Genomic DNA, 14,355 nt, shown 5'->3' on the forward strand with positions numbered 1-14,355 from the left:
GTCCTCGGTGCCGCTCTCCTATTAAGAGCGTTATGTTACAGATGCAGGCTTTCGGGAAACCCTCAAGGTAACTGTCTTCAACTATCGTATCGGACAGGCATGGGTTATTATTACTTGAAAGTCAGCAAAGCGCTCTTCGGCATATGGCATGGACTTTGGTCATATATTGAATGAACCAGCCTCTCCAGCCACTACGGACTCTTGTTATTTTCTTCTCCGGGCCGACGGAACGACGAATTAGCACCTCCCCTATCACTGCTTTCACTGCGATGACGGTTGGGAGAAGCCGATATTCCTCAGAAAATAGCATCTTGAAGGAGTAAACCTTTTCTGCAGGGGCGGGGGCTGGAATACCCGGCCTGCAGGTACTCCGCCCGGCTTCCGACAGCATCTTCGGCAGATCGCGGAAGTAGACAGGTGCGGTGGAGAAGACCATGGAGTGACGAGTCCGGAAAACTCCATGCATATCTCGGATTCGTCGACAATGTTTACCTGGATCAAGGCGCACCCTCCCCCGGTCGGCCAGGATTTTCCGAAATGCGCCTGCGGACGGCTCCGCGGGTTCCGAGGGAGGAAGACGGCGATGACTTTTCAGGACATTCTTGTTCATGTGCGCCCCTACGGATCGATCGAACCCGTGGAGGTGGCCCTGCGGCTCGGCGGGCGGTTCGACGCCCGGGTAACGTGCCTTTATCCGTTGGAGGACGTTGCGCGCATGAGGGCGATCCTGACGGAGAACTCGGCGCCCTTGCAGACGCTGATCGATCGCGACTACGCCGCGGCCACGGAGGCGGAGCTGCGGATACGCTCCCTGGCGGAGCGCGAAGGCGTCGATCTGGCCTGGTGCGCGTACGAGGGCGAGGCCGCCGACCTGATCGCGATCGTCAGCCGCCTGCAGGAACTGGTCGTCGTCGGCAAGACCGAACCCGGTGAAAGCTGGGGCGTGGTCGAGCGGATCGTGACGGTGCCGACCGGCCGCCCGATCCTGGTCGTGCCGTCCACCGGCCCCTTCTTCGACACGGGGAAATGCGTCCTCGTCGCCTGGAACGGCAGCGCCCAGGCCGCCGACGCCGTGCTCCGCGGCCTGCCCCTCCTCGCCGAGGCGGAGCGCGTCGTCGTGCTTTCAGGAAGCGAGGACCGCGAGAGGCTGCCTTCGGCGACTCCCCGGCCCCAGCTCGACGTCGTGGCGTTCCTGAAGCGTCACGGGATCGAGGCGGAAGTGCGCGGCACCGATGTCTCCGGTGCCGCCGCGGGAATGGCGATCCTGGATGCGGCCCGCGACGTTTCGGCGGACCTGGTCGTGATGGGAGCGTTCGGCCGATCCCGGCTGCGCGAGTGGGTGCTGGGCGGAGCCACGCGCACCGTGCTCGACTACATGCACATCCCGGTCCTGATGGCGCACTGATCCGCCGCCGGGTACCGCCGCCAAGTACCGCCACGGGTCACCGCGTCAGGCGGAATCCCGTGGCTCGCGGCCGAGCCCCTGTTCCAGGTCCACGACCGCCCGCAGCGTCTTCAACACGCTGTCGGGCGTCAGGCTGATGGAGTCTATGCCCAGCCGGACCAGGAACTCGGCGATCTCCGGATAGTCCGACGGTGCCTGCCCGCAGATCCCGCAGGGCCGCCGGTTCCGCTTCGCGCCTTCGACCGCCTGCCGCAGGAAGGCGAGCACGCCGGGATCGCGCTCGTCGAAGTCGAAGGCCACCAGCGGGCTGTCCCGGTCCACGCCGAGGGTCAGCTGGGTCAGGTCGTTGGAGCCGATGGAGAAGCCGTCGAACAGCTTGGCGAACTCGTCCACCAGAAGCACGTTGTTCGGGATCTCGCACATGACGTAGACCTCGAGCCCCTTCGCCCCCCGCTCCAGCCCGTGGCGTCCCATGGCGTCGATCACCCGCTCCGCCTCGGCCAAGCGGCGGCAGAACGGCACCATCACCTTCACGTTGGTCAGCCCCATGTCGTCGCGCACGCGAGCAAGCGCCCTGCACTCCAGGGCGAACCCCTCCTCGTAGGCCGGATGGGCATAGCGCGCGGCGCCTCGGAACCCCAGCATCGGGTTTTCCTCGACCGGCTCGAACCACCGCCCGCCGACCAGCGACGCGTATTCGTTCGTCTTGAAATCGGACAGGCGGACGATGACCGGACGCGGATAGAAGGCCGCGGCGATCGTGCCGATCCCTTCCGACAGGCGCTCCACGAAATAGGCGCCGCCGTCGGCATGGTGGCGGATCAGCCGGTCGATGCGGCCGCGCTCCCCGGCATCCTCGATGCGCTCTGGATGGATCAGCGCCATGGGGTGCGCCTTGATGGACTCGGCGATGATGAATTCCATGCGGGCCAGTCCGACGCCGTCCACCGGAAGCCGCGCGGTCTGGAACGCCTGGTCGGGATTTCCCAGGTTCACCAGGATGCGCGTCCGGGGCCGGGGCAGCCGGCTCAGGTCGACGCGCTCGACCCGGAACGGCACGGTGCCGTCGTAGACGATGCCCGTGTCGCCCTCGGCGCAGGACACCGTAACGGTCTGCCCGTCGGTCAGCGCCTCGGTCGCGCGCTCGGCCCCCACGACGGCGGGAATCCCCAGTTCCCGCGCGACGATGGCGGCATGGCAGGTGCGGCCGCCCCGGTTGGTGACGATGGCGGCAGCGGTCTTCATCACCGGCTCCCAGTCCGGCGTCGTGGTGTCGGCGACCAGCACCTCACCGGGACGGAACGACGACAAGTGGTGGGCATCGGTCACCACCCGCACCGGACCGCTGGCGATGCGCCCGCCGACTGCGCGGCCGGAAGCCACCGGCCTCCCCTTCCCCTCGGGCACGAAACTCTCCAGTTCCAGCGCGTTGCCGCGGGACGCGACCGTTTCCGGCCGCGCCTGGACGATGTAGAGCCCGCCGTCGAGCCCGTCCTTGGCCCACTCGATATCCATGGGCTGGCAGTAGTGATCCTCGATCCGGATGGCGGACTCGGCGAGCCGCAGCACCTCGGCGTCGGTCAGGCAGAACCGCTCCCGGTCGGCGTGCGGCGTGGGTACGATCCGCGTCGGCTCCCGCGGGCGGCCCGTCCGGTAGACCATCCTCACCTGCTTCTCGCCGAGCCGGCGCCGCAGGACAGCGCGGTAGCCATCCCGGAACGTGGGTTTGTGCACGTAGAACTCGTCGGGATCGACGGCGCCCTGGACCACCGTCTCGCCCAGGCCGTAGGCGCCCGTGATGAAGACGGCATCGCGGAATCCCGATTCCGTGTCGAGCGTGAACATCACCCCGGCCGCCGCCAGATCGGAGCGCACCATCTTCTGCACCCCGACCGAGAGGGCCACCTTGAAATGGTCGAATCCCTGGTCCACCCGGTAGGAGATCGCACGGTCGGTGAACAGCGAAGCATGGCAGCGCCGCACCGCGTCGAGCAGCATCGCCTCCCCGGACACGTTCAGATAGCTCTCGTGCTGGCCGGCGAAGCTGGCGGTGGGAAGGTCCTCCGCCGTGGCGGAACTGCGCACCGCGACCGTCAGGCCGTCGCCATACTCGGCCAGCAGCCTGCGCCAGGCGGTCCTCACCTCGGCCTCCATGCGCGGGGTCAGTCCCGCGGCATAGACGATTTCCCGGGCCTGGGCCCCGGCACTGGCGAGGCCGGAGACGTCCGTCTTGTCCAGCCCGTCGAGCAGGCCGTGCAACCCGTCCCACGCCCCCGCCTCGGTCAGGGCGTCTCGGAACGCGGCCGCGGTCAGGGCGAAACCATCGGGAACCTCGACGCCGAGCGGCTTCAAGTTACGGTACATCTCCCCGAGCGAGGCGTTCTTGCCACCCACCGACGGAACGTCGTCGCGTCCCAGTTCGGAAAACCAGCGGATATAGCCCTCGTCCGGCATGGCAGCCCCCCATCATCATACTTCAGCCCGGCATCACACTTCCGTATGTCCACTGGGGAGGATAGGCGGGGCGATCGGCGATGCCTTAACCTCGATCAAGGACGGCCATGATCCGGTCTGGTGCCGTCGCCCGGTGCGGCCAGGCAGGCGCCGGACGGAGAGAACTGGAGAGACCTCATGATCGACGCATTCACGCGCCGCAGCCGGATCGCCTATTTCTCGATGGAAATAGCGCTCCGCCCCGAGATCCACACCTATGCCGGCGGCCTCGGCATCCTCGCCGGCGACACGGTGCGGTCCTGCGCCGACCTGGAGCTTCCGGTCGTCTTCGTCACCCTGATCAGCCGGCTGGGCTATCTTCGGCAGGAGATCGACCCAGGGGGCCGGCAGGTCGAACATCCCGACCCGTGGGAACCGGAACGCTGGGCCAGGAAGCTGGGCGCCAAGGTCGCCGTCGTCATCGAGGGCCGGGACGTCTGGATCCAGCCCTGGCTGTACCGACACCGGGGAAGTCTCGGCTACGAGATCCCCGTCCTTCTCCTCGACACCGTCCTGGACGAGAACGCGCCCGAGGACCGGGACATCTGCGCCAGACTGTACGGCGGCGACGACGCCTACCGCCTAGACCAGGAGATCGTGCTCGGCATCGGCGGCTACCGCCTGCTGCGGTCGCTCGGTTTCGAAATCGAGACCTACCATATGAACGAAGGGCATTCGGCCCTGCTGGCGATGGAACTGCTGCACGGGCACCGCAAACCCAACGGCGGGCCGGCGGAACATGCCGGGTTCGACCCGGAAGTCGCGCGGCAGCAGTGCGTGTTCACCACCCATACCCCCGTGGAGGCGGGCCACGACCGCTTCCCCTACGATCTCGTGGTGCGCAAGCTGGACGGCACGCTGGACATCGCGGCGCTCAAGGCGTTCTCGGGTCCCGATTGCCTCAACATGACCCGCCTTGCGCTGAACCTCAGCGGTTACGTCAACGGCGTCGCCAAGCGGCACGCCGAGATCTCGCGGAAGCTCTTTCCCGGTTACCGGGTCCATGCCATCACCAACGGCGTCCATGTGGAGACCTGGACCAGCGAGAGCTTCGCTCGCCTCTACCAGGACCATTTCCCCCAGTGGCGCCACGAGCCGGAAACGCTGATGCGGGCCGACGGACTGGACGACCGGAAAGTCTGGGAAGCCCACCGGCAAGCCAAGCAGGCGCTTCTGGATCGCGTCGCCCACGAGACCGGGACCCGGCTGTCACCGGACATCCTGACCCTCGGCTATGCCCGGCGCATGACCGGCTACAAGCGCCTGGACCTCCTGTTCAGCGATCCCGACCGGCTTCGGTCACTGGCGCGCCGCCATCCCTTCCAGGTCGTCGTCGCGGGCAAGGCCCATCCGCGCGACGAGGGCGGCAAGCGCATCATCGAGGCGCTCCACCGCTGCCGGGACGCCCTGGCCGGCGATGTCCCGGTGGTCTTCCTGCCCAACTACGACATGGACCTGGCCCGGCCGCTCACCTCCGGCCCGGACGTGTGGCTGAACACGCCGCTGCCGCCGCTGGAAGCATCCGGGACCAGCGGCATGAAGGCGGCGCTCAACGGCGTGCTGAACCTGGGGGTGCTGGACGGCTGGTGGATCGAGGCGTGCATCGACGGCACCACCGGCTGGGCCATCGGCGACGCCGACCTCGGCACCGCCGACGACGACGCCGAGGACTTGTACAGCAAGCTGGAAACCGACGTCCTGCCGCTGTTCTACGCCGACCGCGCGCGCTGGATCTGGATGATGAAGCAGTCGATCAGCAAGATCGCCAGCCATTTCAACAGCCAGCGCATGATGCGGAGATACGCGTCGGAAGCCTATCTCCGCTGAGGTCTCCCGGTCGGCCGCGCCGATGCGTCGGGCGGAGGCCGAGCGCGTAGCGGCGAGTGGAATGGCGGACTATATTGGCGACACGGTCGCCCCGGAATGAGGAAGTGGCGGATAGGGTGGGATTCGAACCCACGGTGAGGTTTCCCCCACGCAGCTTTAGCAAAGCTGTGCCTTCAGCCTCTCGGCCACCTATCCAGCGCGGCGCTCTGTATAGCGAGCGGGGCTTTGTTCGGCAAGCCCCTATCGTGCGCGTTCCATTACCTTTTTACCGCAACGCCTCAGACCGCCGAACGGCTCTTCTCGATCGCCTGGATCAGGTCGCGGATCAGGTCCTCGGCATCCTCGATGCCGACCGACAGGCGCAGCAGGTCGTCCGGGACCGGCGTGTCCGCGCCCTCGATGCTGGCGCGGTGCTCGATCAGGCTCTCGACCCCGCCCAGCGACGTGGCGCGGGTGAACACTTCGGTGTGGGCGGCCACCGCGACCGCGGCGGCGACACCGCCGCTCATGCGGATCGACAGCATGCCGCCGAACCCGTCGGTCATCTGGCGGCGGGCGATATCGTGCTGGGGATGGCTCTGGAGGCCGGGATACAGCACCTCCGAGACGCCGGGATGCCCCTCGAAGTAGCGGGCGACGTCCAGCGCGTTGGCCGAGGCGGTCCGCACCCGCGGATAAAGCGTGCGCATGCCGCGCAGCAGCAGCCAGCTTTCGAACGGTCCCAGCACCGCTCCCAATCCCTTGCGGACACCCTTGATCCTGTTCCAGTGGTCGTCGGCGGCGGCGGTGACCAGCGCGCCGGCGATCACGTCGCTGTGCCCGTTAAGGTACTTGGTGCCGGCATGCATCACATAGTCGGCACCGAACGCCAGAGGGCGGGTGATCACCGGGCTGGCCGAGGTGCTGTCCACGGCGAGCCGCGCCCCGGCGGCATGGGCGATGTCCGAGGCGGCCTGGATGTCGGTCACGTCCCACATCGGGTTGCTCGGGGATTCGATCCAGACCAGCGCCGTCTTGCCCGGCCGCACCGCGCGCCCGAGAGCCTCCATGTCGGCGCTCGGCACGAACTCGACGTCCAGCCCCCAGGGTCTGGCGAAGTCGATCAGCCAGTTGCGGAGCGACCAGTACATGACGCTGGGCGCCACCACATGGTCGCCCGGCTTCAGCGCCATGAACAGCGCGGTCGCCGCCGCCATGCCGGAGGAGAACACCAGCGCCCCCTGCCCGCCTTCCAGCCGGTTCAGCAGCGCCTCGACCTGGTCGTAGGTGGGGTTGTCGGCCCGGCTGTAGACCCGCCCGTGGGTCCCGTAGCTGTTGTCGGGGTCCCGGAGATATGTCGTGCTGGGATGGATCGGCGGAACGATCGCGCCGGTGTTGGGATCGATCCAGCCCAGGGCGTTGGCGGCAAGGGTCTCGGGCTTCAGGCTGTCGGGCTTGCCGGCCATCGCGGGGATCTCCTGGAATTGTTTTTCTTGATGGATGAGAAAGGATGCCGGACCCGAAGGCCCGGCATTCCCGCCGCGTCGCGTCAGCCGTTCAGCTTCCTGGTCAGGATCTCGTTAACCATGGCCGGGTTGGCCTTGCCCTGGGTCTGCTTCATGACCTGGCCGACGAAGAAGCCGAACAGCTTCTCCTTACCGCCCTTGTACTCGGCGACCTTGTCCGGGTTGGCCGCCAGCACGCCATCGATCGCGCTGTCGATGGCGCCCGTGTCGGTCACCTGGCGCAGGCCCTTCTCCTCGACGATCAGGGCCGCCGGCTTGCCGGTCGCGACCATCTCGGCGAACACGTCCTTGGCGATGCGGCCGCTGATCGTATTGTCGGAGATCAGGTCGATCAGGCCGCCCAGGTCCTCGGCCGAGACCGGCGACTGATCGATCCCCTTGCCCTGCTTGTTGAGCGCGCCGAACAGCTCGCCCATGGTCCAGTTGGCGGCCAGCTTCGGATCGCGGCCCTTGGCGACGGTCTCGTAGAAGTCGGCGCTCGCCCGTTCCGCGACCAGCACGCCGGCGTCATAGTTCGACAGCTTGTAGTCGCTGATGAAGCGCGCCTTCTTGTCGTCGGGCAGTTCCGGCAGGGTCGCCTTGATCGCATCGACCCAGGACTGCTCCAGCTCCAGCGGCAGCAGGTCGGGGTCGGGGAAGTAGCGGTAGTCGTGCGCCTCCTCCTTGCTGCGCATCGACCGGGTCACGAACTTGGTCGTGTCCCACAGCCGCGTCTCCTGAACGATCGTGCCGCCGCCCTCGATCACCTCGATCTGGCGCTGAACTTCGTAGTCGATCGCCATCTGGACGTAGCGGATCGAGTTGACGTTCTTCGTCTCGGTCCGCGTGCCGTAGGGCTCGCCCGGCCGCCGCACCGACACGTTGACGTCGCAGCGCATGGAGCCTTCCTCCATGTTGCCGTCGCAGGTGCCGAGATAGCGAAGGATCGCCCGCAGCTTCCGGACATAGGCCGCGGCCTCCTCCGAGGTGCGCATGTCCGGCTCCGAGACGATCTCCATCAGGGCGACGCCGGACCGGTTGAGGTCGACATAGGTGCGGCTCGGATGCAGGTCGTGGACGCTCTTGCCGGCGTCCATCTCCAGGTGGAGGCGGGTGACGCCGACGGTGCGGCTGGTGCCGTCCGGCATGTCCAGCACGATCTCGCCCTTGCCCACGATCGGCTGCTGGAACTGGCTGATCTGGTAGCCCGACGGCAGGTCGGCGTAGAAGTAGTTCTTGCGGTCGAACACCGAGAACAGGTTGATCTGCGCCTTCAGGCCCAGCCCCGTGCGGACCGCCTGCTCGACGCAGTGCTCGTTGATGACGGGCAGCATGCCGGGGAACGCGGCATCGACGAAACTCACCTGCGTGTTCGGTTCGGCACCGAAAAGGGTCGAGGCTCCCGAGAACAGTTTCGCGTTCGAAATGACCTGGGCATGGACTTCCAGCCCGATCACCACTTCCCAGTCGCCGGTCTCGCCCTTGATCAAACTAGTCATTGTCCAACTTCCTCAAGATCAGGGTCGGCGTCAGCCGCGGGCGGCGACGAAGGGCGGCAGGGCGTCGAAGCCGGCGGCATTCTCCAGCACGCCGGCCACCCGCAGCACGGTCGACTCGTCGAACGGCCGGCCGAGGATCTGCAGGCCCAGCGGCAAGCCGTCGGATGCCAGCCCCGCCGGCACCGAGATGCCGGGCAAACCCGCCAGCGATGCCGGCACCGTGAACACGTCGTTCAGGTACATGGCGATCGGATCGTCCATCTTCTCGCCGATGGCGAACGCGGTGCTGGGCGCCGTCGGCGTCAGGATCACGTCGCACTGCTTGTAGGCTTGCTCGAAGTCCTGCGCGATCCGGGTCCGTACCTGCTGCGCCTTGCGGTAATAGGCGTCGTAGTATCCCGCCGACAGCACGTAGGTGCCGATCATGATGCGGCGCTTGACCTCCGCCCCGAAACCCTCGGCGCGGGTGTTCTCGTACATGTCCTTCAGGTCCTTGCCCTCGACCCGCAGGCCGAAGCGGACGCCGTCGTAGCGCGCCAAGTTGGACGAGCACTCCGCCGGCGCCACGATGTAATAGGTCGCCAGGGCGTACTTGGTATGCGGCAGGCTGATCTCGACCGGCTCGGCACCGGCCGCCTTCAGCCAGTCGATGCCCTGCTGCCACAGCTTCTCGATCTCGGCCGGCATGCCGTCGACGCGGTATTCCTTGGGGATGCCGACCTTGAGGCCGCGGATGTCGCCGGTCAGCGCCGCGCGGAAGTCCGGCACCGGCATGTCCACGCTGGTCGAATCCTTGGGATCGAACCCGCACATGGAGCCCAGCATCAGGGCGGCGTCCCCGACCGTGCGGGTCATCGGTCCGGCCTGGTCGAGCGACGAGGCGAACGCGACGATGCCCCAGCGCGAGCAGCGGCCATAGGTCGGCTTGATGCCGACGATGCCGACGAACGAGGCCGGCTGGCGGATCGAGCCGCCGGTGTCGGTTCCGGTCGCGGCCATGGCGCAGCGCGCCGCCACCGCGGCGGCCGAGCCGCCCGACGATCCGCCGGGCACCAGCTTGCGGGTCCACTGCCATTCCTGCACCGGGCGCGGCTGGCGCACGGCGGCGGTCAGTTCGGACAGGAAGCCGCCCTCCTCCGCCAGGTCGCGCTGCACCAGGGTACCCTCGCTCCAGGGGCTGACGACCGGGCCGAAATGGCTGGTCACGTTGGACGAGCCCATGGCGAACTCGTCCAGGTTGACCTTGCCCAGCATGACCGCGCCGTCCCGCCACAGGTTGGACGTCACGGTGGATTCATACGGGGGCTTGAAGCCTTCCAGGATGTGGCTGCCGGCGGTGGTCTGGAAGCCTTCCGTGCAGAACAGGTCCTTGACCGCGATCGGCAGGCCGTTCATCGGGCCGGCCTCGCCCTTGGCGCGCCGGGCGTCGGCCCGTTCGGCCATCGCGATCGCCTGGTCCGGTGTCTCGGTGATGAAGGCGTTCAGGGGGCGCGACGCTTCCACGGCGCGGACATGCGCCTCGGTCAGCTCGACGCTGGTGAACTCGCCCTTGGCCATCCCGGCCAGGGCCTCGGTCATGGTCAGCTTGGTCAGATCCGTCATCACTCGACAACCTTCGGCACGACGAAGAAGCCCTCGGCACTGTCCGGGGCGTTGAGCAGCACGGCGTCGCGGATGCCGCCGTCGGTGACGGCGTCGGGTCGGCGGCGCAGCTTGTGGGGTGCCACGCTGGTCATCGGTTGCACGCCGACGGTATCGACCTCGTTCAATTGCTCGACGAAGTTCAGGATGTTGCTGAGTTCGCCGGCCAGGTGGTCCTGGTCGGCCTCGGGCACCTTGATGCGGGCCAAGTGGGCGATCTTCGCCACGGTGGCCTTATCGAGCGACATGGGGTAAGTCTCTCCGTCCGCGAACGCCTCGTGCCGGAGCACTGCCCCGGCCGACGGCAGAAAATGGTAATTTTCCGGCAGTGTGCCTTTATGACTGTGTGCCGAAAGTAACACCCGATATGGCGATCCGCAAGCTCACGGACCTTCTCGACGTCGTACCCCGCGGCAAGCGGCTGCTGGGGCTCGACCTGGGCACAAAGACCATCGGCATGGCGATCTCCGACCCCGGATTCTCCGTGGCGTCGCCGATCGGCACGATCAAGCGCACCAAGTTCACGGTGGACGCGCGCGAACTGGCCCGGATCATCAAGGACCGGGAGGTCGGCGCCGTTGTGATCGGACTGCCGGTCAACATGGACGGCAGCGAGGGGCCCTCGGCCGAGCGCGCCCGGCAGTTCGGCGCCAGCATGCTGGAGCACAGGGACATCCTCGGCGGGGAGCAGGAGATCGCGTTCTGGGACGAGCGGCTGTCCACCAGCGCGGTCCAGCGCATGATGATCGACGCCGACATGCCCCGGAAGCGCCGCGCCGAAGTGGTGGACAAGATGGCTGCCGCCTACATCCTCCAGGGCGCGCTCGACGCGCTCGCGGGAATGCGCGCGGCGGCGCGGCTGGCCGAGGAGGAACGGCTCGAACAGGAACGTTTCGACCGGGAAAGCGGCGGGGAGGAAGGGACCGAAGACGGCAATTCCTGAATGTCCCAGATCTTCATCGTCTTCACCGCCCTCACGCCGATCTTCATCCTGATCCTGCTGGGATACGTGCTGCGCCGGCGCCGGTTCGTCCCGGACGAAGCCTGGGTGCCGGTCGAGAAGCTCACCTATTACATCTTCTTTCCGCTCCTGCTGCTGGACAACCTGTCCAGGGCGAACCTGGGCGACCTCGCGGTTCTCCCCATGGGACTGGCCCTGGTCTCGGCGATCCTGACCACCACCCTGTTCCTGCTCCTGCTGCGCAGGCACCTCCATCCCGACGGTCCCGCCTTCACCTCCGTCTTCCAGGGATCGGTGAGGCCGAACACCTTCGTCGGGCTGGCGGCCGCCGCGGCACTGTTCGGCAAGCCCGGCGTCACGCTGTTCGCGATCGGTCTGGCGACGGTCGTGCCGCTGGTCAACGTGCTGTGCGTGATCGTGCTGTCCCGCTACGGTTCCGGCAACGGCAGCTCGATCCGGGCGGTCGCCCTGGGCATCCTGCGCAACCCCATCATCATCGGCGTCGCGGCCGGAGCGGCGCTCAACCTCAGCGGCATCGGCCGGCCGCCCCTGATCGGCCCCGTCTTCGAGATCCTGGGCGACGCGGCCCTGCCGCTCGGCCTGCTGGCGGTCGGCGCCGGCCTGGACCTCGCGGCGGCGCGTTCCGCCGGAGGGGCCGTGCTCCAGTCGTCGCTGACGAAACTGCTGGTCGTCCCGGGGCTGACGGCGCTGTACGGCGCCGTCTTCGGGGTCCACGGCCTGACACTGACGGTGGCGGTGCTGTTCAACAGCCTGCCGGCCGCAGCGTCCGCCTATGTGCTGGCACGCCAGATGGGCGGCGACGCCCGGCTGATGGCCGGCACGATCACCCTCCAGACGGTCCTGGCCCTGCCCTCCATTCCGCTCGCATTGCTGCTGTTCGGATGAAACCTCAGTCCCTCCCGGACTGTTTCAAGGCAGAACGGGTCATCCGGAGCCGAATGGGTCGGGGGTGGTACAGAGGTTGGATTGCGAAACGCGACAGAGCCGGCATTTGCCGCCCCTCACCGCTATCAGGGCGTTCGAGGCGGCGGGGCGGCATGGCAGCTTCACGGGTGCCGCGCATGAATTGGGCGTGACCCCGGCGGCGATCAGCCATCATGTCAAGATGCTGGAAAGCTGGCTTGGCGTCGTCCTGTTCCGTCGGTTCGCCCGTGGCCTGGAACTGACCGGGGACGGGCGCCGCTACCTGCCGCGGCTGACCAGCGCGCTGGACGAGATCGCCTCGGTGACCGGCGACCTGATCAGCGAACGGGTCGACCGCGACTGAGCCGGCCCGTCGCCCGGCGGGCAGCCGTCAGGCGCGCCAGAACGGCTTGGCCGCTTCCCGTTCCAGATCGGCACGGGACAGGCCGATGTCGCGCAGCAGGTGATCGTCCATCTCGCCCAGGCGGTGGCGCTGCCGAACCCGGTCCTGCCAGTCCAGCAAGGTATCGAAGACGGTCACCAGAAGGCGGCTGATGCTCTTTAGGCTGGCGCTCTTCAGGCTGATGTCGAAAGCAAGGGGTGCGAACTTGCGAATACCGACGGTCATCTTGGCTCTCCTCATGCGAAAGCGGGGTCGGGGCGGCTCCGGCTTCGGCCGGTCATCATCGAGGGACATCATCGTGATGACCGAATATTTGCGCGACCCGGTTCTTGCGCACAAACGACGCTTTCTCATAAAACCAATTAGGAAAACTAATCCGCTTGTGTGACGCTGTTTACAGGAGCGGGACGCTCTTCGTGCTTTACTTCCATTTGCCCGGAAGCAAATCGACGAAGGTGTCGCCATGCCCGAACGATCGCAGCAGCAAGGCACGAAGCCGGTATTCAACCCGCGGGATCCGGACTTCATCCGGGATCCCTATCCGGCATACCGCCGCCTCGGAAGGGACGGTCCGATCCGCTGGGACGCCGCCGGCGGATACTGGCTGGCGACTGGCTACGAGCTTTGCGCCTCCATACTGAAGGACAGGCGGTTCGGCCGCCGGTACGAGCTGGTGATCGAGCACCGCTACGGTCCCGGGATGATGGCGGAAACAGTGTTCCGCAGGCTGGGCGCCACCATGCTCATGCAGGAACCGCCGACGCACACCCGGCTCCGCGGCCTCGTCAGCAAGGCTTTCACCGCCAGGCGCGTCGAACGGCTCCGGCCCGGGATCCGGTCGATGGTGGCGCAAATGCTGGACAGCATCGCACCCTTGGGGACCATGGACGTCATCCGCGACTTCGCCCAGGTACTGCCGGTGAACGTCATCTGCGACATGCTTGGCATCCCGACCGCCGACCGGTGGCGCTTCAGGAACACGGCCGCCGCCAGCACCAGGATGCTCGACCCTGTTCCCATGGACCGGAGGGAGATCGACGAGGCCAACACCATGTTCGATGAACAGTTCGCCTATTTCACCGACCTGTTCGCCCTCCGCCGGCGCGATCCCGCCGACGACCTGATCACCGCGCTCCTGCATGTGGAAGACGAAGCCGGCGGGCTGACGCACGACGAACTGCTGGCCAACATATGGCTCCTGTTCGTCGCCGGACACGAGACGACACGGAACCTCATCGGTAACGGCCTGCTGGCGCTCCATCGCCACCCGGGAGAACTCGCCCGGCTGCGAGCCGACGCCAGTCTCCTTCCCACGGCGGTCGACGAGCTGCTTCGCTTCGATTCCCCGGTCCAGTTCGTCAGCCGGACCGCCTTCGAGGACGTGACGATGGGCGAGGTGCGGATCGCCAAGGATCAGGTGGTTCTCTGCCTGCTGGGAGCCGCGAACCGCGACCCCGTGATGTTCGCCGACCCCGACAGGCTCGATGTCGGCCGGCCCGACGTCAGGCCCCTGTCGTTCGGCGGCGGCATCCATTACTGCCTCGGCGCCCAGCTGACCCTGATCGAGGGGCAGGAAGCCTTCGCGGGATTGATCGGCCGGCTGCCCGGCCTGCGGCTGGACGATATCGACGCCCCGGCCTGGCAGCCGAACTTCACCATCCGCGGATTGGCTAGGATGGGAGCGAGGTGGTGACGAAGCTTGCGCGCGCCGCTCATGG

Annotated in this window: 12 protein-coding genes and 1 tRNA gene; 6 read left to right on the forward strand and 7 right to left on the reverse strand. The window is 67.1% G+C overall.

The features are described 5' to 3' along the window. The first annotated feature begins 583 nt into the window (after nt 1-583). Entirely contained in the window at nt 584-1,405 is an 822-nt protein-coding gene (locus JL100_RS13580; RefSeq protein ID WP_202680233.1) for a universal stress protein, read from the forward strand. Between the two features lie 45 nt (nt 1,406-1,450). Here the strand turns inward: JL100_RS13580 and ppsA are convergent, their stop codons facing one another. Continuing rightward, nucleotides 1,451-3,859 (reverse strand): phosphoenolpyruvate synthase, encoded by a 2,409-nt coding sequence (gene ppsA / locus JL100_RS13585; protein ID WP_202680234.1) that lies wholly within the window; start codon nt 3,857-3,859, stop codon nt 1,451-1,453. A 177-nt stretch (nt 3,860-4,036) separates the two neighbouring features. Here ppsA and glgP point away from each other — a divergent pair, with 177 nt between their 5' ends. After that, nucleotides 4,037-5,725 carry an alpha-glucan family phosphorylase gene (gene glgP / locus JL100_RS13590; RefSeq protein ID WP_202680235.1) on the forward strand — a complete coding sequence of 563 codons (1,689 nt, stop codon included), beginning with the start codon at nt 4,037-4,039 and terminating at the stop codon, nt 5,723-5,725. Nucleotides 5,726-5,830: 105 nt separating this feature from the next. Here the strand turns inward: glgP and JL100_RS13595 are convergent. The 5 genes from JL100_RS13595 to gatC all read right to left on the reverse strand — a co-directional run bounded on the left by JL100_RS13595 (nt 5,831) and on the right by gatC (nt 10,597). Next, nucleotides 5,831-5,920, reverse strand: a tRNA-Ser gene (locus JL100_RS13595). Between the two features lie 83 nt (nt 5,921-6,003). After that, complete coding sequence (locus tag JL100_RS13600) at nt 6,004-7,170, reverse strand: trans-sulfuration enzyme family protein (protein WP_202680236.1); 1,167 nt, start codon at nt 7,168-7,170, stop codon at nt 6,004-6,006. 83 nt (nt 7,171-7,253) lie between these two features. After that, complete coding sequence (gatB, locus tag JL100_RS13605; protein ID WP_202680237.1) at nt 7,254-8,708, reverse strand: Asp-tRNA(Asn)/Glu-tRNA(Gln) amidotransferase subunit GatB; 1,455 nt, start codon at nt 8,706-8,708, stop codon at nt 7,254-7,256. Nucleotides 8,709-8,738: 30 nt separating this feature from the next. Beyond that, nucleotides 8,739-10,310, reverse strand: a complete 1,572-nt coding sequence (locus JL100_RS13610; RefSeq protein WP_202680238.1) for an amidase family protein — start codon at nt 10,308-10,310, stop codon at nt 8,739-8,741. After that, nucleotides 10,310-10,597, reverse strand: a complete 288-nt coding sequence (gene gatC / locus JL100_RS13615; protein ID WP_201080879.1) for an Asp-tRNA(Asn)/Glu-tRNA(Gln) amidotransferase subunit GatC — start codon at nt 10,595-10,597, stop codon at nt 10,310-10,312. Before gatC ends, JL100_RS13610 begins: the two co-directional genes overlap by 1 nt. Nucleotides 10,598-10,716: 119 nt before the next feature. On the opposite strand from gatC, the gene ruvX reads away from it, so the two are divergent. The 3 genes from ruvX to JL100_RS13630 all read left to right on the forward strand — a co-directional run bounded on the left by ruvX (nt 10,717) and on the right by JL100_RS13630 (nt 12,598). Beyond that, nucleotides 10,717-11,292, forward strand: coding sequence for a Holliday junction resolvase RuvX (gene ruvX / locus JL100_RS13620; protein WP_202680239.1), 576 nt, complete (start codon nt 10,717-10,719; stop codon nt 11,290-11,292). Continuing rightward, nucleotides 11,293-12,216: an AEC family transporter gene (locus JL100_RS13625; protein ID WP_202680240.1), complete on the forward strand. Its 924-nt coding sequence runs from the start codon at nt 11,293-11,295 to the stop codon at nt 12,214-12,216. It begins immediately after the preceding gene. Between the two features lie 106 nt (nt 12,217-12,322). Continuing rightward, entirely contained in the window at nt 12,323-12,598 is a 276-nt protein-coding gene (locus tag JL100_RS13630; protein WP_202680241.1) for a LysR family transcriptional regulator, read from the forward strand. A 27-nt stretch (nt 12,599-12,625) separates the two neighbouring features. Here the strand turns inward: JL100_RS13630 and JL100_RS13635 are convergent, their stop codons facing one another. Next, nucleotides 12,626-12,862, reverse strand: coding sequence for a DUF1127 domain-containing protein (locus JL100_RS13635; protein WP_202680242.1), 237 nt, complete (start codon nt 12,860-12,862; stop codon nt 12,626-12,628). Between the two features lie 238 nt (nt 12,863-13,100). Between JL100_RS13635 and JL100_RS13640 the strand changes: the two genes are divergently transcribed. After that, nucleotides 13,101-14,330, forward strand: a complete 1,230-nt coding sequence (locus JL100_RS13640) for a cytochrome P450 (protein ID WP_202680243.1) — start codon at nt 13,101-13,103, stop codon at nt 14,328-14,330. The last annotated feature ends 25 nt before the right edge of the window (nt 14,331-14,355 follow it).

This window comes from Skermanella mucosa, from assembly GCF_016765655.2.
Classification (GTDB): domain Bacteria; phylum Pseudomonadota; class Alphaproteobacteria; order Azospirillales; family Azospirillaceae; genus Skermanella; species Skermanella mucosa.

Excerpts from the sequence above, each read along its gene's own strand:
- JL100_RS13580 (WP_202680233.1), top strand. The coding sequence starts at position 584 with ATGACTTTTCAGGACATTCTTGTTCATGTGCGCCCCTACGGATCGATC.
- ppsA (WP_202680234.1), bottom strand. The coding sequence starts at position 3,859 with ATGCCGGACGAGGGCTATATCCGCTGGTTTTCCGAACTGGGACGCGAC.
- glgP (WP_202680235.1), top strand. The coding sequence starts at position 4,037 with ATGATCGACGCATTCACGCGCCGCAGCCGGATCGCCTATTTCTCGATG.
- JL100_RS13600 (WP_202680236.1), bottom strand. The coding sequence starts at position 7,170 with ATGGCCGGCAAGCCCGACAGCCTGAAGCCCGAGACCCTTGCCGCCAAC.
- gatB (WP_202680237.1), bottom strand. The coding sequence starts at position 8,708 with ATGACTAGTTTGATCAAGGGCGAGACCGGCGACTGGGAAGTGGTGATC.
- JL100_RS13610 (WP_202680238.1), bottom strand. The coding sequence starts at position 10,310 with ATGACGGATCTGACCAAGCTGACCATGACCGAGGCCCTGGCCGGGATG.
- gatC (WP_201080879.1), bottom strand. The coding sequence starts at position 10,597 with ATGTCGCTCGATAAGGCCACCGTGGCGAAGATCGCCCACTTGGCCCGC.
- ruvX (WP_202680239.1), top strand. The coding sequence starts at position 10,717 with ATGGCGATCCGCAAGCTCACGGACCTTCTCGACGTCGTACCCCGCGGC.
- JL100_RS13625 (WP_202680240.1), top strand. The coding sequence starts at position 11,293 with ATGTCCCAGATCTTCATCGTCTTCACCGCCCTCACGCCGATCTTCATC.
- JL100_RS13635 (WP_202680242.1), bottom strand. The coding sequence starts at position 12,862 with ATGACCGTCGGTATTCGCAAGTTCGCACCCCTTGCTTTCGACATCAGC.
- JL100_RS13640 (WP_202680243.1), top strand. The coding sequence starts at position 13,101 with ATGCCCGAACGATCGCAGCAGCAAGGCACGAAGCCGGTATTCAACCCG.